Source organism: Accumulibacter sp., assembly GCF_036625195.1.
Taxonomy (GTDB): domain Bacteria; phylum Pseudomonadota; class Gammaproteobacteria; order Burkholderiales; family Rhodocyclaceae; genus Accumulibacter.
The window spans coordinates 3,690,463-3,711,138 of sequence record NZ_JAZKUG010000001.1 but is presented as its reverse complement, the minus strand read 5'-3'; the positions used below and the strand labels follow the sequence as shown (position 1 = coordinate 3,711,138).

At 66.4% G+C, this 20,676-nt stretch carries 15 protein-coding genes; 3 read left to right on the top strand and 12 right to left on the bottom strand.

Going from position 1 to position 20,676, the window contains the following annotated elements:
- Positions 1 to 112: 112 nt before the first annotated feature.
- A complete protein-coding gene (locus V5B60_RS16230; protein WP_332348202.1) occupies positions 113 to 2,317 on the bottom strand; it encodes a SulP family inorganic anion transporter in 2,205 nt (734 codons plus the stop codon).
- Positions 2,318 to 2,608: 291 nt separating this feature from the next.
- On the opposite strand from V5B60_RS16230, the gene V5B60_RS16225 reads away from it, so the two are divergent.
- Together V5B60_RS16225 and V5B60_RS16220 are read left to right on the top strand one after the other, a co-directional pair.
- On the top strand, positions 2,609 to 2,791 hold the full coding sequence (locus V5B60_RS16225; protein WP_332348200.1) for a hypothetical protein: 183 nt from the start codon (positions 2,609 to 2,611) through the stop codon (positions 2,789 to 2,791).
- Positions 2,788 to 4,029, top strand: coding sequence for an OmpA family protein (locus tag V5B60_RS16220; protein ID WP_332348198.1), 1,242 nt, complete (start codon positions 2,788 to 2,790; stop codon positions 4,027 to 4,029). The genes V5B60_RS16225 and V5B60_RS16220 overlap by 4 nt, the downstream gene beginning before the upstream one ends.
- A 58-nt stretch (positions 4,030 to 4,087) precedes the next feature.
- On the opposite strand, the gene V5B60_RS16215 is transcribed toward V5B60_RS16220, so the two are convergent.
- Positions 4,088 to 4,339 (bottom strand): CHRD domain-containing protein, encoded by a 252-nt coding sequence (locus tag V5B60_RS16215; protein WP_332348195.1) that lies wholly within the window; start codon positions 4,337 to 4,339, stop codon positions 4,088 to 4,090.
- 237 nt (positions 4,340 to 4,576) lie between these two features.
- Between V5B60_RS16215 and ppc the strand changes: the two genes are divergently transcribed.
- On the top strand, positions 4,577 to 7,333 hold the full coding sequence (gene ppc / locus V5B60_RS16210) for a phosphoenolpyruvate carboxylase (protein ID WP_332348193.1): 2,757 nt from the start codon (positions 4,577 to 4,579) through the stop codon (positions 7,331 to 7,333).
- A 78-nt stretch (positions 7,334 to 7,411) separates the two neighbouring features.
- On the opposite strand, the gene V5B60_RS16205 is transcribed toward ppc, so the two are convergent.
- The 10 genes from V5B60_RS16205 to V5B60_RS16160 form a co-directional block, all read right to left on the bottom strand.
- On the bottom strand, positions 7,412 to 8,032 hold the full coding sequence (locus tag V5B60_RS16205; RefSeq protein WP_332348191.1) for a DNA-3-methyladenine glycosylase family protein: 621 nt from the start codon (positions 8,030 to 8,032) through the stop codon (positions 7,412 to 7,414).
- 94 nt (positions 8,033 to 8,126) lie between these two features.
- A complete protein-coding gene (locus V5B60_RS16200; protein WP_332348189.1) occupies positions 8,127 to 8,633 on the bottom strand; it encodes a universal stress protein in 507 nt (168 codons plus the stop codon).
- 206 nt (positions 8,634 to 8,839) lie between these two features.
- Positions 8,840 to 11,044, bottom strand: coding sequence for an SLC26A/SulP transporter family protein (locus tag V5B60_RS16195; RefSeq protein ID WP_332348187.1), 2,205 nt, complete (start codon positions 11,042 to 11,044; stop codon positions 8,840 to 8,842).
- Between the two features lie 144 nt (positions 11,045 to 11,188).
- The gene (locus V5B60_RS16190; protein ID WP_332348185.1) at positions 11,189 to 11,902 is read right to left on the bottom strand and encodes a hypothetical protein; all 714 of its coding nucleotides are present in this window, start codon (positions 11,900 to 11,902) and stop codon (positions 11,189 to 11,191) included.
- Positions 11,903 to 11,999: 97 nt separating this feature from the next.
- Positions 12,000 to 12,707, bottom strand: a complete 708-nt coding sequence (locus V5B60_RS16185) for a hypothetical protein (protein WP_332348183.1) — start codon at positions 12,705 to 12,707, stop codon at positions 12,000 to 12,002.
- A gap of 103 nt (positions 12,708 to 12,810) precedes the next feature.
- Positions 12,811 to 13,869 (bottom strand): CHAD domain-containing protein, encoded by a 1,059-nt coding sequence (locus V5B60_RS16180; RefSeq protein ID WP_332348181.1) that lies wholly within the window; start codon positions 13,867 to 13,869, stop codon positions 12,811 to 12,813.
- Positions 13,870 to 14,527: 658 nt separating this feature from the next.
- Entirely contained in the window at positions 14,528 to 15,184 is a 657-nt protein-coding gene (locus tag V5B60_RS16175) for a DUF47 domain-containing protein (RefSeq protein WP_332348179.1), read from the bottom strand.
- 2 nt (positions 15,185 to 15,186) lie between these two features.
- A complete protein-coding gene (locus V5B60_RS16170; protein WP_332348177.1) occupies positions 15,187 to 16,227 on the bottom strand; it encodes an inorganic phosphate transporter in 1,041 nt (346 codons plus the stop codon).
- Positions 16,228 to 16,651: 424 nt separating this feature from the next.
- The gene (locus V5B60_RS16165; protein ID WP_332348175.1) at positions 16,652 to 18,082 is read right to left on the bottom strand and encodes a sigma-54-dependent transcriptional regulator; all 1,431 of its coding nucleotides are present in this window, start codon (positions 18,080 to 18,082) and stop codon (positions 16,652 to 16,654) included.
- Positions 18,083 to 20,653 carry an ATP-binding protein gene (locus V5B60_RS16160; RefSeq protein ID WP_332348173.1) on the bottom strand — a complete coding sequence of 857 codons (2,571 nt, stop codon included), beginning with the start codon at positions 20,651 to 20,653 and terminating at the stop codon, positions 18,083 to 18,085.
- Between the last annotated feature and the right edge of the window lie 23 nt (positions 20,654 to 20,676).

The window sequence follows — 20,676 nt, the reverse complement described above, 5'->3', positions numbered from 1 at the left end:
GCTGCGATTGTAACCCGAAAAGCGGCAGCCTCGCCGCCGCCCCGACCCCGGATGCACACCGCGAGCGACGTGGACGCCGTCGCGCGTGACGGCATCCCGGCGGCCAGGCCGATCACTCCTGCATTGCCAGGAGTTCCCTGTCGGCATAGCCGAGGCGGAAGGCGAGCACGCGCGCCACCCCCTCGATGAGCTGGAAGGCGAGTCGCCGGTGCTGTTCGCGCAGCAACTCGAAATCCTCGCGGCGAAGCACGTAGACCTCGCTGTCCTCGGTAGCGGTGGCATCGGTGCTGAAGCGCGCAGCGTGCGTGATGAACGACATGCCGCCGACGAAATCGCCCCGGCCGTAGGTCAGTCGATGACGGCTGAGGCTGGTTCCCGGGACAGGTACCGAGATGCGCACGGCGCCCTTGCGGATGAGGAAGAGCTGGTCGGCGGCGTCGCCGGTCGAAAACAGTCTCTCGTCGCGCGGCACCACCCGCCGTTCGAGACGCTCGACCAGGTCGACGAGCGCGTCCTCCTTGACGTCCTTGAAGATTTCCATCTCCCAGACTTCCAGCGGCGGCAGTTCGGCGCTGCGCTGCGGGCTTTCGCCAAGCACCTGGTCCTCGATCCACTCGACAGCGTCGTCCATTTCCCGGAAGACCTTGACCTGCGGGCTGTCATTGGTGAGATCCATCTGCGCGAACAGCTCGGCGATGTTGCGTCCGTTCGGCAAGGTGTGCGTCAGGCTGCTGAAGATGAGGAAGGCGCCGCGTTCGCTCAGCGAGTCGCGAATCTGGCTCAGCAGATGCACGGCTGTGACGTCGACCGACTGCACGCGACGCATGTCGAGCAGTACGTACTGGCGTTTGCCGAGTTCCGGTTCGAGCGCACTGAACAACTGGTCCTTGGTGCCGAAGAACAGGCTGCCCTGCAGTTCGAGCATGATCGTCTGCTCGCCACGCCGCTCGAGCAGATCCATCTCGTGCCCGAGACGCACGCGCTTCGAAAAGCGGTTGCCGCCCTCGACCTTGTTGCGGATGATCGTGCTGCCGAGTTGTTCGCGGATGAAGAGGAACATCGCCAGCGCGATGCCGACCGCCGAGGCGGCGATCAGGCTGTAGGCCAGGGCGACGATGACGACGACGACGATGACGACGAAATCGAGGATCGTCCACGGCGACTGCAGCAGGTGCAGGCTGTGGTGGTCGATCATGCGCACGCCGACGACCAGCAGGATGCCGGCCAGCGCCGCCACCGGGATCCAGGCGATGAACGCTCCGAGCGCAAGGAAGGCCACCAGCGCCAGTACACCCTCGACGATTCCCGAGACGCGCGTCTGCCCGCCGCTCGCCAGGTTGACCAGCGTCGCGCCCATCTGGCCCGCTCCCGGCATGCCGCCGGCGCAGGCCGAGACGACGTTCGCGGCTCCCTGCGCCACGAGTTCACGGTTGGAATCATGTCGGCTGCGCGTCAGCGCATCGAGCACGACCGCCGTCTTCAGCGTATCGATCGACAACAGGACCGCGAGCGTCAACGCGGTGCCCATCAGGTTGCCGATCTGGCTCAGCTTGAGTTCGCCGATGTCGCGCCAGCGACCGGTGATCGCCTCGAGCATGCTCGAGGCCGAGCCGCCAAGCGAGCCGATGATGAACTTGTTGCCCTCGAGGACGAGCAGCGACTCATCGACGAAGTGTGCCAGCCCGAAGTAGGTCGCGATGCCGGCCAGCAGGCCGAGGATCGCTGCCGGCACGGCGCGGGTCAACCAAGGCGCGCCGACCATGACCACGGCCGTGACGCCGCCGATCAGGGCGCTCTGCCATTGCCAGCTGTCTGGCGAGATCAGCGTTCGCCACAGCGGAACATTGCCGAAGACACCCAGGAACTTCGGGATCTGGCTGCCGATGATGATCAGGCCGACACCGGTCAGGTAGCCGCTGACGACGGGAAAGGGGATGTACTTGATCAGGCTGCCGATCCCCATGAAGCCGAGGAGGAGCTGGATCACTCCCGCCACCAGTCCGAGCGCGGTGAGCATGAGGACGATGAACACGGGATCGACGTCCTGGCGCACCAGTTCAATGGCGAACGCCGAGAGCACGGCGGCTGCCGGTGCACAGGGGGCCGTGATCAGGCGGTTGGTACCGCCGAGGGCCGGTGCGACGAGGCCGAGGGCCGTCGCGCCGAGAATCCCGGCCAGGGCACCCAAACCGGCATAAGCCGGGCCGATCGAAGCATAGATGGTGACACCGAAAGCAATCGCCGAAGGCAGCGCGACCAGCATCGCCGCCAGCCCTCCCCAGAAATCGCCGATCAGTTTGTCATTCTTGGCCGTCATCGCCAGTTCCATGGCCCCACCTCCCCGTCCAGCAAGCCGCATGTTGCAGAAAAGCCTGTCGCAGTCTCCCTGTCTTTGCCGCGCAAAGACTGATGATTCCCGAGAAAACCACTCAGGAATGGGTCATCCTAACACGTCTCGAGCTTCCATTGCCCAATATGGCGCACGAAGAGCGCATCATTCAGGCCATCTGCACATGTTTCGTGCGCCGGCATTGGGTCGAGAGTGTGCTGCCCGTTTGCGGCAAGGGACCAGACCGGCGCTCGCGGGCTACGGTAAGATGAGCTGAACATGATGATTCGAGGGAAGCGGCAGGTGGCAGGCATCTTTCTCGGCGAAGCAGCCGAAGACCGCGAGACGGCTGGCGCCGTCGCCAGTCATTTCGTGGCGCCTGGGCTGCCGCGTCTGATGGGAGCGCAGGATTTCGGCCGGCATCACCTGGCTGCAGTGAAGCAGAAGGAGCGCCGACGATGAACCCACCCGACCTCATTCCTGGCGGGTGGCAGCGGCCCGGTTTCCGGCTGTTGCTCGCCCTTGCCTGCGTGGCATTGATCGCCTGCCAGACCCCAGGGCAACACGAGGTCGGGCAGCCGGCACGGACACCCACGGCAGCGACGCCGGTCGGCTTTGATGAAGCCATTTCCAAGGCGGCCAGCGACTTGTTGCGCACCACGCAACTGCCACCAGCCAGTGGTCCGCGGCAGGTGCTGCTGATCGACCCGCCGGTCGACGGAGTGACCGGCAGCCAGTCGGCCGCCACCCGCTCGATGGAGCAGAAGATCGTCGACCTCGTGCGCCGTGATCACCCACAACTGGCAGTGCAGACCTTCAATGCCAGCAACCTTGCCGGCCAACCTCTGGTGCTTGTCGGCACGTTGACGCCGATCAACGACCGCAGCGGCCAGCCGGGCGGGGAGCGCGACGCCTTCCGCGTCTGCCTTGCGCTCGCCGACCTGAAGACTGGCCGGGTCATCGGCAAGAGCGTGGCCCGCGCGCGGCCGGACGGGGTGCAGACGACGCCCCTGCCCTTCGACGCCGACAGCCCCGCATGGACCCGTGACCCGGCGATCGATGCCTACATCAGGACCTGTCAGGGCAGCCAGGCAGGCGACCCGATCAATCCGGTCTATACCGCGCGGATCATGGCTGCGGCGCTGCTCAACGATGCCGGCAACGCCTACAATCGCCGCCGCTACCAGGAAGCGCTCGAGCTCTATCGACGTGCGCTCGACACCGCCGGCGGTGACCAACTGCGCGCGCACAACGGCGCCTATCTGTCAGCCTGGAAACTGAAACGGCGCGACGAGGCGACCCAGGCCTTTGCCCGTCTGGTGGACTATGGTCTCGCCAATCGGCAGCTCGCTCTCAAGTTCCTCTTTCGCCCTGGGTCGGCCCAGTTCATCACCGAAGGCCAGATCAGCGGCCCCTACCCCCTCTGGCTCAATCAGATCGCACGACGCACCGTGGAGAACAGGGCCTGCCTCGAGATCGTCGGCCACACCAGTCGCAGCAGCGACGAGCCGACCAACCAGCGGCTGTCGGTTCAGCGGGCGCAGGCGATCAAGGACCGTCTCGCCGGCGCCGAGCCGCAGCTCGGCAAACGCACGCTGGCGAGCGGCGTCGGTTCCCGCGACAACCTCGTCGGAACGGGAACCGACGATGCCGGTGACGCCCTCGATCGACGGGTCGAGTTCCGCGTACGCGATTGCTGATGCCGCCGCCTGCGCCTGTTGCGGCCGGTCCGGGGCAGAGGCTGCAAGGAGCCGGCGCTCAGAGGCGACGACGTCCGCGCCGACTCAGCAGCAGTGCGCCGATCCCGAGGGCGCCCAGAAGCAGCGATGCGGGTTCCGGAACCCGCTCGGGGAACGCGCGGATCTCGCCCCCGGGAAAGGCGCTGGTGTGGATGTTGAAGTAGGCGGTGCCGGCATCGAGCCCGGCAAGAAGCGCCGTGCGCGCACCGGCAAGGGTCCCGCCGCCGAAGTTGTTGAAGAACGCGGCAGTATCCTTACGGTAGCCCGCCATGGCGTGCGCCGTCGGCGCAGCCACTGGCGCGCGTTGCCTGCCGCGCCACTCGCCGCTGCGGCTGTTCACAGCGGTTGCCGCGTGCCGTAAAGTCGTGCCCTGGGTCACCGGCGGCGACCGGTGACGATGCAACACGGTCGTGCACCGGCGGCGTCGCCCGCAGCGTTCCCCGCGCTCACTGGGAGTTGCTGCAGTCGCCGCCGTAGCCGGCTCGCCAACCACCAACAGGAGCAGAAGATGGCTGAAGACCTCATCACGGACAAGGACCTGCCGCTGCGCGAGGATATCCGCTGCCTTGGCCGCATCCTCGGCGATACGCTGCGCGCGCAGGAGGGCGAGGCGAGCTTCGATCTGGTCGAGCGCATCCGCGTCAGTGCCATCCGCTTCCATCGCGACGATGACAGCAACGCGCGCCAGGAGCTGACAGCCATTCTCGACAATCTGTCGCGACAGCAGACGCAGACGATCATCCGCGCGTTCAGCTACTTCTCGCACCTGGCGAACATCGCCGAGGACCAGCATCACATCCGCCGCTCACGCGCCCATCTCGTCGCCCGATCGCCAGCGCACGAGGGCAGCCTGGCGCACGCGCTGCAGCGTGCGGCAGAAGCAGGAATCGATGCGACCTGCCTGCGGGGCTTCTTCGAAGAGGCGTCGATCGTGCCGGTGCTCACCGCACACCCGACCGAGGTGCAGCGCAAGAGCACCCTCAACGCCCAGCGCGAGATCGCCGAGTTGCTGCTGCGGCGCGACCGAGGCCAACTCACCCCGGACGAACACGACGCACTCGACGAGGCACTGCGGCGCGCGGTTCTCGGCCTGTGGCAGACGCGCATGCTGCGCAACACCCGCTTGCTGGTGCTCGACGAAGTGATCAACGGACTGTCCTACTACGACTACACGTTCCTGCGCGAGTTGCCGCGCCTTTACGGCTGGCTCGAGGATCATCTGGCGACTGCCCACGCGGGACTGCGCAACGCCGAACTGCCGGCCTTCCTGCGCCTTGGAAGCTGGATCGGCGGTGACCGCGACGGCAATCCCTACGTCACGGCAACGGTGACGCGCGAGGCGCTGCGCCTGCAATCGGCGCGCGCGCTGCGCTTCCATCTCGACGAGGTGCACGCCCTCGGCGCCGAGCTGTCGCTCGCTGACGGCTTGGTCAGCGTCTCCGAAGCGCTGCAGGCACTCGCTGCGCGCTCACCCGATGCTTCCGCCGCGCGCAGCGATGAGCCGTACCGACGCGCGCTGACCGGCGTGTACGCGCGCCTGGCGGCGACCGCGCGCCGTCTCGACGGCATCGAACCGGAACGGCATGCGGTCGGCGAAGCGGCGCCCTATGCCGACGCCGGAGAATACGCCGACGAGCTCGACATCCTCCACCGCTCACTGGTTGCCAATGGCTCGGCGCTGCTGGCACGCGGCCGCCTGCGAGACCTGCGGCGGGCGGCACGGGTGTTCGGCTTTCACCTGGCGTCGCTTGACCTGCGGCAGAACTCGGAGGTGCACGAGCGCGTCGTCGGCGAGCTTCTGGAAACGGCGATGCCCGGCACCGCCTACCGCCAGCGTGACGAAACCGGGCGTGTCGGCCTGCTGCTGGCGGAGATCGGCTCGGCGCGCCCGCTCTCCTCGCAGCATCTGACGTACGGCGAGGAGACGCGCGATGAACTCGAGATCTTCCGCACGGCTGCCGCGGCACAGCGGGCCTACGGTGCGCAGGCGATCGAGAACTACATCATTGCCAAGACCGACGGCGTCTCCGACCTGCTGGAAGTAGCGCTGCTGCTGAAGGAATGCGGTCTGCTGCGGCCGTCGGCGCGGAGCCTGGCAGTGAACATCGTTCCCTTGTTCGAGACCATTCCCGATCTGCGCAACTGCCCGCGGATCATGGATGAGCTGCTGTCACTGCCCGCCTACCGCGAGCTCCTGCACAGCCGCGGCGACCTGCACGAGATCATGCTCGGCTACTCCGACAGCAACAAGGATGGGGGCTTCCTGACTTCGGGCTGGGAGCTGTACAAGGCGGAGATTGCGCTCGTCGAGGTATTCGCGCGGCATGGCGTCAAGCTGCGCCTCTTCCACGGCCGCGGTGGCTCGGTCGGCCGGGGCGGCGGCCCGAGCTACCAGGCCATCCTCGCGCAGCCCGGCGGCGCCGTGCAGGGCCGGCTGCGGGTCACCGAACAGGGCGAGGTGATCGCCAGCAAGTACTCGAACCCCGAACTGGGCCGGCGCAACCTCGAGATCGTCGCCGCCGCCGTTCTCGAAGCCACCCTGCTCGCCCCGCCCGCTGCCGCACCGCACCCGCACTACCTCGAGGCGATGGACGAACTGTCGCAATCGGCACATCGCGCCTATCGCTCCCTGGTCTACGAGACCGCCGGCTTTGAGCGCTACTTCTGGGAATCGACGGTGATCTCCGAGATCGCTCACCTGAATCTCGGCAGCCGCCCTGCCTCGCGCCGCAAGACGACCGCCATCGAGGATCTGCGGGCGATCCCCTGGGTCTTCAGCTGGGCGCAATGCCGCCTGATGCTGCCCGGCTGGTATGGCTTCGGCAGCGCGCTGCGCGACTTCCTCGCGGCGCACCCGGATGGCCTGCCGCTGCTGCAGCGGATGTACCGCGAGTGGCCCTTCTTCCGCACCCTGCTTTCGAACATGGACATGGTGCTTGCGAAGAGTGACCTCGCGATCGCCAGGCGCTATGCCGAACTGGTCAGCGACCCGGCGCTGCGCGCGGCGATCTTCCCCCGCCTGCAGGCCGAATGGCACGCGACGGTCGAGGGGCTGCTGGCGATCAGCGGCCAGACCCGGCTGCTCGCCGACAATCCGTTGCTCGCCCGCTCGATCCGCCACCGCTTCCCCTACCTCGATCCGCTGAACCACCTGCAGATCGAGCTGATCAAGCGCCTGCGCGCCGGCAACGAAGACGAACACGTCAAACGGGCGCTGCACCTGACGATCAACGGCATCGCCGCCGGGCTGCGCAACAGCGGCTGAAGCACCGTCTGCGCTGGCTGCCTGCAGGCGGGACAGGAAAGCTGGCGCCGCGGCCGCCGGCCGTCTGCCGGCAACGCCTCAGTACTCAACCGGCAGCGGGTCGAGGCTGCGCCAGAGATACCAGGTGGCAACCGAACGCCAGGGACGCCAGCGCTCGCCGTGCTCGGCGAGCACCCGCCGCGCTGGCCTTTCGCCGGCGTGGTAGTGAATCGCCACCGCGCGCTGCAGCCCGAGATCGTCGAGCGGCAGGACATCCGGTCGCAACTGGTTGAAGATCAGGAACATCTCGGCGGTCCACACGCCGATGCCGCGGACCCTGGTCAGTTCCGCCACCAGTTCGTCGTCGTCCAGCCGCGACCAGCGTTCGACGTCGATCTGCCCGCTGGCGAAATGTCCGGCGAGATCGACCGCGTACTCGACCTTGCGCGCCGAGAGGCCGCAGCCGCGCAAGCCGTCGACGGGGCAACCGAGGATTCTGGCCGGAGTGATGTCGGGGACGAGCAACTGCAGGCGCGCCCAGACCGTGTCGGCGGCCTTGACCGAGATTTGCTGACCGACGATCGAGCGCAGCAGGGTGAGGAAGGGATCGGCGCGCGAAACCAGCGCCATGCCGGCAAAGCGCTCGACGAGGCTGCCGAGGACTGGATCGGCCAGCGCCAGTTCGCTCGAAGCCTGTTGCCAGTACAGTGGTGTCAGCACGACCGTGGCCAAGCAGCCGGCCGCGTGCTGGCGGCGCCCGGCCACTCGGGCACCGCACCGGACGTGACGCGGAGGGACGTTCCTGCCGCCGCGATCAGGCCCGCTTCCGTTCCTTCTCCCGGGCTTTCTCCTTGGCCTTGCGGCGGCTCGCGTCGATCTCGGGCGGCCGGTAGACCAGCACCGGGATGCTCGAATGGGTCAGCACGCGATAGGTCTCGCTGCCGAGCAACAGCGACGTCAGGCCGCCGCGACCATGCTTGGACATGAAGATCAGGTCGCAGTCGTTGTCTTCGGCCACGTTCACGATGGCTTCCCACGGCGAGTCGCTGGCCACCGAAAGCGTCGTGAACTCGACCCCGGCATCCTTGCACAGCTTCTTGATGAAACCGAGATAATCCTTCGACTTTCCGTCGGCTCCGGCGACCAGACGATCGAGGACGGCCGGCTCGACGAGGTCGCCGATGTTGTCGGTGTTGCCGATCGGCTTCGCGTAGAGGGCGGTGATCGTCGCATTCGCCGCCTTGGCAAAGGACACGGCCCGTTCAGCGGTGTCGCGCGACAGTTGACTGCCGTCGGTCGGCAGCAGGATATGTTGAAACATTGTTCGTCTCCCAGGAGCTGCGCCATCACCTCCCCACGGCGCCCGCGTCATGATACCGGAAATCGATCAGGCTGACCCGACTCCGGCGCCATTGCAGCAGTCCGCCAGCGGCGGACCGGCGCGACAACGCACCCGCAGCGGCATCCAGCCGGCGGCAACGGCGCCACCGTGGTGGCAGTGGAACGGTGTCCGGCACACGCCGGGGGCTACTCCTGCATGGCCATCAGTTCCTTGTCCGAGTAACGCAGGCGCAGCGCGAGCACCTTGGCGACTGCCTCGACGAGATGACAGGCCAGACGCTTGTGCTCTTCCCGCAGTCTCTCGAACTGTTCGCGCTGCAGGACGAAGAGTTCGCACTCCTCGAGCGCAGTGGCGTCGTTGAAGCGGGTCATCTGCGACAGGAATGCCATGCCGCCGAAGAAGTCGCCACGCCCATAGGTCAGCGCGTGGTGATCGGCCGCCTCACCGGCTGCCGGCAGCGTGATGCGGACCGCCCCCTTGCGGATCAGGTAGAGTTCGTTGCCCGGATCTCCGAACGAGTAGACCTTGCCACCGCTTGCGATCGTCCGCCGCTCGAGGCAGGCTTCGAGATCGATCAGAGTCTCCTCCTTGTGATCGCGGAAGAGTTCGAGGTCGCTCAGCTCGAGCGACGGCAGCGTCGCATCCTGCGCCGGGCTCTGACCGAGAATCTGGTCCTCGATCCACTCGATCGCGTCGTCGAGTTCCGGAAACACCTTGACATGCTCGGTCATCCGCGTGAGTTCCATCTGATCGAAGAACTCGCCGATGTTGCGTCCGTTCGGCAGGACGTGCGACAGGCTGCTGAAGATCAGGAAGGCGTCGCGCTCGATCAGCGAGTCGCGGATCTGGCTCAGCAGGTGCACAGCGGTGACATCGACCGACTGCACCCGCCGCATGTCGAGAACGACGAAGCGGCGCTTGGTGAGTTCGGGTTCGAGCGCCGTGTACAACTGGTCCTTGGTACCGAAGAACAGGCTGCCCTGCAGCTCGAGAATCGCCGTCTGATGCCCCTGCTTCTCGAGCAGCTCCATTTCGTGCCGCAAGCGCACCCGCTTCGAATAGCGGCTGCCGCCGTCCAGCTTGCGACGGATCACCGTGCTGCTCAGTTGCTCGCGAATGAAGAGGAACATCGCCAGGGCGATGCCGACGCCCGACGCGGCGATCAGGCTGTAGCCGACGGCCACGACGACCACTGCAACGATCACCATGAAGTCGAGCAGCGTCCATGGCGACTCGAGCAGGTGCAGGCTGTGCCGGTCGATCATCCGGATGCCGACGACGATCAGGATACCCGCCAGAGCGCCGACCGGAATCCAGGCAATGAAGCTGCCGAGAGCCAGGAAGGCAATCAGCGACAGGACTCCCTCGACGACGCCGGACACCCGCGTCCGACCGCCACTCGCCAGGTTGACCAGCGTCGCCCCCATCTGACCGGCGCCCGGCATGCCACCGGCGCAGGCCGAGGCGACGTTGCCAAGGCCCTGCGCGACCAGCTCGCGGTTGGAGTCATGGCGACCCCGCGTCAATGCATCGAGGACGACTGCCGTCTTCAGCGTATCGATCGACAGCAGCACTGCCAGCGTGAATGCCGTTCCGAGGAGACTGCCGATCTGGCTGAGCTTGAGCTCGCCGATCTCCTGCCAGCGACCGGTGATCGCCTCGAGCATGCTCGAGGCGGTGCCACCGAGCGGGCCGATGATCATCTTGTTGCCTTCCATCACGAGCAGCGACTCGTCGATCGTGGCCAGGCCGAAGTAACTCAGCACGCCGGCCAGCAGGCCGAGGATCGCAGCCGGCACGACGCGCGTGACGAGCGGTGCACCGAGCATCACCGATGCCGTCACGGCGCCGATCAACGCACTTTGCCACTGCCAGAGTTCGGGCGAGATCAAGGTCCGCCACCACGAGGTGCCGCCGGGCGCCCCAAGAAACTTCGGAATCTGGCTGCCGATGATGATCAGTCCGACGCCGGTCAGGTAACCGCTGACGACCGGGAAAGGAATGTACTTGATCAGGCTGCCGATACCCATGAAGCCGAGCAGCAACTGCACTACCCCGGACACCAGTCCGAGAGCGGTCAGCATGAGTACGATCGACGGCGCCGCGACGCCATGCTGCACGAGTTCGATGGCAAAGGCCGACAGAACTGCTGCCGCCGGCGCACATGGCGCCGTGATCAGCCGGTTGGTCCCGCCGAACGCCGGCGCCACCAGCCCCAGCGCGGTCGCCCCGAGGATCCCCGCAAGCGCGCCGAGACCGGCGTAGGACGGACCGATGGCGCCGTAGATGGTGACCCCGAAGGCGATCGCCGACGGCAGGGCGACCAGCATCGCCGCCATCCCGCCCCAGAAGTCACCGACCAGCTTGTCATTGCGAAGCGTTGCGGTCAATTCCACAGTCGTGCGCCCCCGCTTGTCCGGTTCCTGCATGCCGACGGGCAGCCCGGCCGCCACTGCCAGTCACTCGCCGGCACGGCATCACCGGGCAACGGAAGAGCAGGGCCTGTGCGCCCTCGCCGGCCAGCGAACCGCCACTCAGTGGGCATAACCGCCGCCAGCCGTGGCCATTACGGATCGGCGATCACTGCCCAGCTCGCTGGCCACTGACTCGGCTTGGTCGGCGAGCCGGTCGATCTCCTCGACGAACTGTGCGAGCAGCAGCCTTGCCTCGACATCCAGCGCCTCGTCGGCAAGAATCCGGCGCAGGATGGCCATCGACAGGCGATCTGCCTGTGCTTCATGCCAGCCGACGCCGCGCCTGCCCGCCTCCGCAGCCGGCCCTTGCTGCCGTTCGGGGCGGCAGATTTCGACCAGTGCATCGATCGCGGCGCAAACCTCGTCCGTCAGCTCCTGAACGTCGGCGGCGAGAGGCGCCGGCACGCGACGGCCGCGAAGGGTGAAACCGGACTCGATGGCAAAACCCGTGACCTGGCGCTTCATGTCCCGCAGCAAGCGGCCCAGACCGGTCAGCGGCGCGAGCGTGGTGGCCCCACCCGCGTCTTCGCTCGGCGCCTGCCCGGCAGGGCGCATCTCGAGCGCCTGCTGCATGTCCTCGAGGCCGCGAACGAGGTCGGCAATGCGCCTGGCCAGCTGCCAGCATGCCCCTTCGGAACCATCCTGAAGGTGGGCGTCGACCGCCGACCTGAAGATCATCGTCGCATCCGCGACGCCATCCAGATAGCCGTCGAGACTGAATTCGATCGATGCCGAGATGGCCGACCGCTCTGCCACTCGAAGCTGGGTTTCCATGTGACTTCTCCTGCACAAAAAAAAAACCTGCTCCCGCGCCTGGTGTGCTGCCTGCCTGCGCCTGCCGCAGGCAACCCTGCTCGGGATGGCGCCGGGATCAGGTCGCCGCCGAACCCAGCGGTACGACGAAGCACGAATCGCCCGGACCGTGCTGCTGCAGCGCAAGGCCGTCGGCCAATCGCTGCGCCAGACGTTTCAGGATCTCCCCGGCCCCTGCCAACTCACGGACGACGTCGTGCAGGGCGGCTTGCATCTGCGTCGCCCAGGACTCGCCACTGGCGGCACGTGGTCCGGAGATCCCGGCCAGTTCGTCCGGCGGCTGTCGCCAGTCCGACCCGGATACCGCCAGCAGTTCCAGCAGGGCCATCGAACGATAGCTGCCGAGTGGGTTGAGGCTGCCGCAGGCTTCGCCCGCGGCGTACGGCACGGACGGCTCGCCGCGTGCAAGGCCGGCACAGGCGTCCCGCAAACCCTCACCCTCGCGGCGGATGTGCCGCAGCGTCTGACCGATCCATGCACCGGACGCGTCCTGAACACAACGGCAGGCGGTAGCGGTCCGGAACAATCCGGCAGCCGCCCGGTCGAGGCTTTCGCTGGTCCACCGCACGTCTTCGAGCCCGCCATTGCGACCGTGATCGGCCAGCGAATCGATGGCGGCACAACTGCGCCGCCAGAGATCCTCGCGGCACTGGTCGAGATCGAACAGGCGTACTGAATGCGCCGACTCCCTGCCCTGCACGACCGCATCAGCCGCTTTCGCCAGCCGGACGAGCGTCTGTGCCTGCTGCTCCATCGTGCTGAACACGCCACACCACCCGACAGCCGGAGCGATCGGCCGGGACCTTCGCACCATCGAGCTCAGTTCAATCGTCGCCACGGCTTTCACCTGCTCCTCGTCGCGTCCGGGGTCAGGAACCCTGCTGCCAGGGAACCCGCTGCCCATGGAAGTCGCCGAGCAGCCCTGCGAGCTGCGGCAGCAGGCCGTCGCTGTGTGCGTCCAGCCAGCAGCGGATGCGGTCTCCACGAGCGCCCGGCAGTGCCTCGTCGATCAGCTCGCGCGCCACCGCGAGGTCATTGAGCTGACCCAGCATCTCCTGCAGGCCGCTCGCCGCGAGGTGGTACTCGCGCAACCGGTCACCAGGAAACAGTGGCGCGAAGAACTCGAGCGCATAACGCAGGCGCTTGTACGCGACACGCAGACGATGACGCGCGGTCGCGTCGCCAGTCAATGCCTCCTGCGCCAGTTGCCACACCTTGCGTGCGCGCTTGTCGAGGCAGCGGGGGGCGAACACGTCCAGACGACGGGTCCCGCGTTCGGGCAGAGCCTGGAGGGCGGCAGTGAAGTCGAGCAGCAGACGCGAGTAGTCGCCCGCACTCAGCACACTGCCCGCCACCTGGCGATTGACGGCACAGCGTCGCCGCGCGTAATCGGTCAGGTCCTGCGCCTGCGGGCAGTCAGGGAAGGCGGCAAGGATCGTCGGCAACGTCTCCGCAAGGAAGACGTCCCAGTTGCGGGTCTCGCCCAGTTGCCTCGCCAGCGCTTGCCAGAGTGGATCGAAGTCGGCCACGAAGGCCTCCGGGAGGCGTGGCTTCCAGACGCGAATGGCGGACCGCAGACGACGGATGGCAACCCGCGCCTGATGCACGAACTCGGGGTCATCACTCTCGCAAACACCCCTCTCATTGCTCTGCAAGTGCCTGAGGCAAGCCAGGGCGATCGTGCGAAAGCCGGCGATGACGCTCATGCGGGCATCGGTGTCGACTGGTGCGGCCTTGACGACCTGCAGCGGCTGGTCGGCCAGCACACCGTAGCCGCGCTGGAACTCGCTCGCCGGCTCCGGGTTGTCGTGAGCGGTTTTGACCACCCGCTGGCGGAGCGGCTTGGCCTCGGTCCGCACGCGATGCGTGGCGAGGCGGCTGGCGACACCCGGCGTCAGCGACAGATTGAGTTCGGTTTCCATGCTCATCTTGAAGCTCCTCAAGATTGAACTGGCATCACAGCCACGGCATCTACGAGGGATGCGGCGTTTCCCGCAGGATGGCGCCACAACATCTCGTCAATCGGATCAAGCACGAGTCATGCCAGAACGGACAGAACGCAAAGAATCGCGCAAAAACAGACCCTTAGGCGCCGTTGCAGGCGACCGGGCGGGTCCCTGGCGGGTGCAACAGAATGAACGCGAAGGCCCGCTTCGACGCTCGCCAGCGGCTGATTTTCGTCAGAGAAACAGGCTCTTGGGGGATTGGGGCGAGACCGGGCGAGGAGTGGAAAGGTTACACCGCCGGGAGATCAAGGATTGGCTCGCCCGCGGGCGAGCCCGACGCCACTGGCATCGCAGCAGGCGCGAGGCGGCAGCAAGAGCGGCGAAAGCGTCGAGCGGCCGGAGGGCCGCTGCTGCTGCGGCCATCGCCGAGGGTCAGGGAAGAGGCCGGCCGCACGACAGCGGCTGGCTCGGCCCGCACACTTGGTGGCGCGCACCACGCACGACTCGCTCGAGCACGCCGGCCACCGCATCCTGGCGCCGTCGCGACGGCTGCGCCGGCTGCCACGCGTACGAGGGCGGCGGTGGACCGTAGCGGACGGCGAAAGGTGTCAGTCGGTCGAACGCCGCGCGGCGCTGCGGGTCAGCACAGCTTGACGACGATGTCGAGTAGCGTGCTGTTGCAGATGTTCAGCCGATCTCCGGCGCGCAGCAACTGATTGTAGATTTCCTTGCGGCGAAAGATGTTGTGGAAATCGCTGTCATTGAACAGCTCGGCAAGTGCGCGCCGGTGGGTGCGCGTCAGGTTGCGCACCGCCTTGTCGGACTTCTCGGCGTCGGCGCGACCTGCCTTCGGATCGCTCGCCAGGCGGCCGTAACCCGCGGCCACTGCCTCGGCGCCGTCCTTCAGGCAGACCGCCATCTCCAGACAGTACTTGTCGGCCTTCAGCGCGAGAACATCCGAGTCCATCTCGACGACGATCGTCTTGCAGCTGTTGACGATCTCATCGAGGTTGATGATCGCGCGGTGGAGATCCTCACGGTCGATCGGCGTCGAGAAAGCCTCGTTGAGCAGAGTCAGGTTGCGCACCTTGAGCCGGTCCCCCTCGTATTCGGCATCGACGATCCTTTTGGCGACGTCGGCCGTACCGGAGCCCATGTAGTCGACCAGCAGCGACGCGCTGTGGCCAACCTGTGCGCTCTGTTCGGCGAGCAGTGCGAAGAAGTTCGGAACCTTCGGGAAGACGCGGTGCAGGATGCGGCGGGTCAGCGAGGTCGATGCGGTGGCGGCGTTGGACATGTTCAGGCCTTTACGAGAAAGAGGTTGACGATGGCGAAAGTCTGAATGGCAACCAGGGCCGAGCCCGGGATGGTGATCAGCCAGGTGATGCCGATATCCTTGGCCTTCTTCCAACGAACGGCCTTCGGCCGCTCGGAAGCACCGATGCCCATGATCGAAGTCGAGACGACGTGCGTCGTGGATACCGGCGCCCCGATCACCGATGCCGTGAGAATGACGACGGCCGAGGTCAGCTGTGAACTCAGGGCATGGATCGGCCGCACCCGGTAGATGGCGAAACCGAGCGTGCGGACGATCCGCCAGCCGCCCGAGAGGATGCCGAGCGTGATCGCGATCGCACAGGCCAGCATCACCCAGAACGGCACCTCGAAGCTGGGAATGAAGCCACCGAGCAACAGTGCCAGCGTCAGCATGCCCATGCTCTTCTGCGCATCGTTGGCGCCGTGCGAGAAGGCGAGTCCGGCGGCGGTGAAGAACTGCGCGTAGCGCAACCCCTTGTTGGCCGACGGCGTGGCGGTGAACAGGAGGATGTTGAGCAGGCGCAACATCAGGAATCCCGCCCAGAAGCCGATGATCGGTGACAGCACCAGGCTTGCCAGCACCTTCATGATGCCCGTCAGCTGGCCGTGCATCATCTGCGAAAATCCCCAGACGACGTTGTCGACACCGGCGGAGACGACGACGGCGCCGATGAGGCCACCGACCAATGCGTGCGACGACGACGAGGGGATGCCGAAATACCAGGTGCCGAGGTTCCAGACGATGGCGCCCACCAGCCCGCTGATCAGGATGGCGAGCGAGAGAACGGCCTGCACGTCGCCGAGGGTGACGAACTTGCCGATCGTGTTGGCAACCGCCGTCCCTCCTAGCAGGGGCCCGAGAAACTCGAAAGTGGCAACGATGATGACCGCCTGGATGGGCGTCATCGCGCGCGATGCGATGATCGTCGCAACGATGTTCGCCGCATCGTGGAAGCCATTCGTATAGTCGAAGAAGAGGACGATGGCGACCGTCAAGATCGTCAGGATCAGCAATGTGCTCATGCAGCGGCCCTATGATTGTTGTCTTGGATTCCCTCGCACCCGGCAGGCGCTGAGCGGTCTCGCAAGCATGATTCGTGCCACACGAGCAGACAATGTTTTTGTTACGTTGAACCAGACACTTGCAATGCCCTCCCGGCTATTCCGGGAGTCACCCTGGGGGTGTAACGAAATGCACGGGAATTCGCCCGAATGGCATGTTTCCTGCTGTTTTCGGGTTTTTTTTCAGCGTCTTGGTCAGAGGCGTCACGAATGCATCGAAGTGTCGACTGCGCACACCCCCTCGCCGGTTGCCGGTGCCTGCACCGGTTGATGCCACTGGCGTTCGGCTGCGGCGGTCTTGCCGCCGGGCGCTCGCCGGCGACCCGGAACGTTCGCGGTAAGCTGCCTTGCGTCGCGGAGCACGGCAAACCCGGCGCGGCACCGATCAGGGGGCGGCGCGCGTCGCGCGCCGCGCCAGGCGCCGGTTGAGTGCCGGCCGCGAAAGGCCGAGCAGGGTCGCGGCAACCCCCTGATTTCCCTTCGCCCGCTTCAGTGCCTCGGCCACGAGGGCTTCCTCGACTTCGTCGAGAGTCGGAAAGCGGCCGGGGATGAGGATCGGCATTTCGCTCTCCTCGTCACTCGCGGCAGGCTCGGCGCCGGCCTTCTGCTGCTTCTGGATGGCCTGACGGAAGCTGTCCATCGCCAGGATCGATCCACCCCGGTGCAGCGCCATCGCATTGAAGACCATCGCCCGCAGTTCGCGGACGTTGCCCGGGAAATGGTGGTTCGAGAGCAGGGTGATGAGCTCGTTCGACGGCTCCGGCGCCGGCTTGCGGATCAGTGCCGCCGCCTCGTCGAGGAAGTGCTGCAGGAGCAGGGGGATGTCCTCCTTGCGCTGGCGCAGCGGCGGCACCTCGATCTGATGCACCGAGAGACGGAAGAAGAGATCCGAGCGAAAGCGGTTCTGGCGCATCATCTGCGCCAGATTGCAGTTCGTCGCGCAAACGACGCGCGCGTCGCTCGGCCGCGCGACGTCCGAGCCGAGCGGGAAGTACATGTGCTCCTGCAACAGGCGCAACAACTTCACCTGCGAAGCCATCGACAGGTCGCCGATCTCGTCGAGGAACAGCGTACCACCAGCGGCCTGGGCGATGAGTCCAGCGCGCGACTGGTCGGCGCCGGTGAAGGCGCCCTTCCTGTGACCGAACAGGGTGTCCGAGAAGAGGGTGTCGTCGAGACCGGCGACGTTGACCTGCACGAACTGGCCGCCAAGACCGCTGAGCTTGTGCAGGGCATGCGCGAACATCTCCTTGCCGGCGCCGGTCTCGCCGCAGATCAGCACGGGCTCAGCGGTACCGGCCACCGCCTCGAGGTACTGGAAGAGCGCCCGCATCTTGCGGCTGTTGGTGACGATGCCGGTGAAAGCCTCGTTGTCCTGCAGGCAATCCGACAGCAGATAGCGCTTGAGAACCCCCATCTGCCGCCGCAACGAGTGCACTTCCAGCGCATGCCGCACGCTCGCCACCAGGCGGCTTTCCTCGACCGGCTTGACGAGATAGTCGAACGCGCCCTCCTTCATGCTGCTGACCGCAGTCTCGACATCCTGCGCGGCGGTCATGACGATCACCGGGACCTCGGGGTAGAGGTGGACGATGTCCGGCAGCAGCTTGCTGCCACTGACATGCGGCATCGAGAGATCGAGCAACAGCGCGCTCGCCGGTTGCGCCTCGAGAGCCGGCAACAGGGCCCGGCTGTCGGCGACCATCTCGATCCGGGGGACGCCGGCACTGCGCAGGACGGTGGCGGTCGCGTGCAGGACCGACTCCTCGTCATCGACGAGAAAGACCGGCAGGCTGGAAAACGGCTTCTCCTTCATTCACTCCTCCGTGGCAATCGGCAGATCGACGCGGACCGTCGTTCCGAGGTCGGCGTTGGATTCGAAGCGCATCATCCCACCGTGCCTGTCGACGATCGACGACGAGATCGAAAGTCCGAGCCCGGTGCCACCACTCTCCGCCTTGGTGGTGAAGAACGGCTCGCCGAGCTGCGCCATCACGTCCTCGGGAATTCCCTTTCCCTGGTCCGCCACCTCGACGATCAGCCGGCCTTCCGCCGGGATCGCCTGCGCCGAGACGCGGACCGAACGGCTGCGCTCCGGCAGCGACTCGAGCGCGTTGACGATGATGTTGATGAACACCTGTTCGAGTTGCTGCACGTTGCCCCGCACCAGCGGCAGCGAATCCGGCAGGTCGAGCGCGAAGCGGTCGGTGCATTTCCTGATCCGGGTGTCGAGCAGCGTCGCGACGGCGTGCAGGATCCGGCCGATGTCCGCCGGCTCGTCCATGTGGCCGCGATCCTGCTTGCCGAGATGCTTGAGGTTGTCGACGATCTTCTGGATCCGCTTGGCGTTCCCGGCGATGTCACTCATGCCGCGGACGATCGTCTGGCGTGCCTGCGGGAAGGCCAACCCGCCGAGTACGAAGTCCCCCTGCTCCTGCTCGTACTCGTCGAGAATCGGCAAGGCGTCGTTCCAGATCCGCGCCAGTACGCCGGCGTTCGCCAGAATGGCATGGTTGGGGTTGTTGATCTCGTGCGCGATGCCGGCCGACAGCACGCCCAGCGAAGCGAGCCGGGAACTGCGAATCGCCTGCCACTGCAGCTTGCGGTTCTCGGTGATGTCGCTGATCACCACCATCGCCGCCTTCACCGTCGTCGCCGTGCTGATCGGGACCATCCGCACCTCCCACCAGGTGTCGCCCGTGGCGCGATACTGCAGATGTTCGATCCGCCCGCTGGCGAAGACCCGCCGCAGTCTCTGCAGATAGTCCGGACGCACTTCGGCCGGCAGGATCAGCGATGAGCGCTTCTCACCCGCAGCACCCGCCGGATGTGGCCAGGGGCGGTTGCTGAGCAGGATGTTGGCCGCGCCATCGACGGTGAAGATGAGGTCGGGCGAGTGGTTGAAGAGCGTGCGCAACCTCGCCTCCGAGTCGCGCAGGGCATCCTCGGCCAGCTTGTGCTCGGTGATGTCCTCGAGAAAGCCGACGATACGGACGAGCTCGACGCCGCGCTCGTGCACCGGAAAGCCGCAGACCCGCAGCCAGCGCGACGTCTGATCGCCGGCGGCGAGCGGCAGCACGATGCTGAAGTGCCCTCCTTCGCGCCGCAGCTGATCGACCGCAGCGACGAGTCTGGCGCGATCGTCTGCCGCGAAGACATCGAACAGCACGGCCGGCGTCCGCTCGTCGAGGCCAGTCTGCTGTCCGGCGATGCTCCTGAACGCCGGGCCGATGTACTCAAGCCGCGCGGCGTCGGGGCTGATCGCCCAGAAAACGACATCGACCGTCTCCGCCAGTTGGCGGAAGAGTTCCTCGCGTTCGTAGAGCGTTTGCGTCAGCAGGATTCGACTGTCCATTTCGCGCCGGCTGCGTACCAGATACAGGCTGAGGAGCGCGGTACACACGAGACCTCCGAGCAGCACTGACCAGTGCGCCTTGGTGAAGGCCTCGGCACTCCGGAAGGTGTGCGTGGCGACACAGGTCACCGTCCACTGCCGGTCCCCCACCGGAATCGTCACCACCATCCGTGGCTGCCCCTCATCGGCTTCCGGCAGCAGCCCGCTGGCGGCGGCAACGGCGCGTGGCTCGAGCCGGCTGGCATAGAAATGGAGGAACTGTGCTTCGCCTTCCGCTGATGCGTCGACAACCAGTACCTCGACGCCGCGCGGCTCGAGCAGGCTGATGGCCACATGCACCAGTTCCTCGATGTCGTAGACGCCGACGACGAAACCCAACGGGTCGGCGGGCTCGGCGTTGGCAGCGCGCCGCGGCTGACCCGGTGCATGCACGGGCAGCGCGGCATAGATGACGTGCGCCACCTTGCCGCCACCGCGATCCAGCGCCATGCGTCCACTGACCGCCACCTTGCCACTCGCCCTCGCCCGCCGAAACAGCTCGGACAGTTCATCGGTGGCGTTGAGATCGACTCCCGGCATGGCAATCGCCGCCCCGCGCGACGCCGTCAGGAGAACCGGCACCCGCGGCTCCTCGCCGGGAACGGCAGCCGCCACACCGCGCGCACGGCGTGCCGGCGGCGCGCCCGCTGGCGTTCCCGGAACCACCCGCCGCGACGAGGTCAGCAAGGGCGCCCAGATGAGTCCCTCGATGTACGAATGCCGCTTGAGCACGGAGTCGGTGAACAGCAGGAACTCCCTTTCGTCGATTCCCTGCGCCGCGTGGAACAGCCCGCGAATCTCGAGCAGCGCATCGAGTCCCTGTTCGGTGACCGCCCGCACCGACTGGATGCGGTCGCCTGCTGCCCATTCGAACTCCTTGAAGTGGCTGGTCTGCAGTTCCTGGCGGACGTTCCACGACGAGAAACAGGTCAGAAGAAGCCCACCGGCCGCCACCAGGTAGGCGGCGGCATACTTTCTCAGATTGTCGAACATCGGTATCGATCAGAAGACTTCTC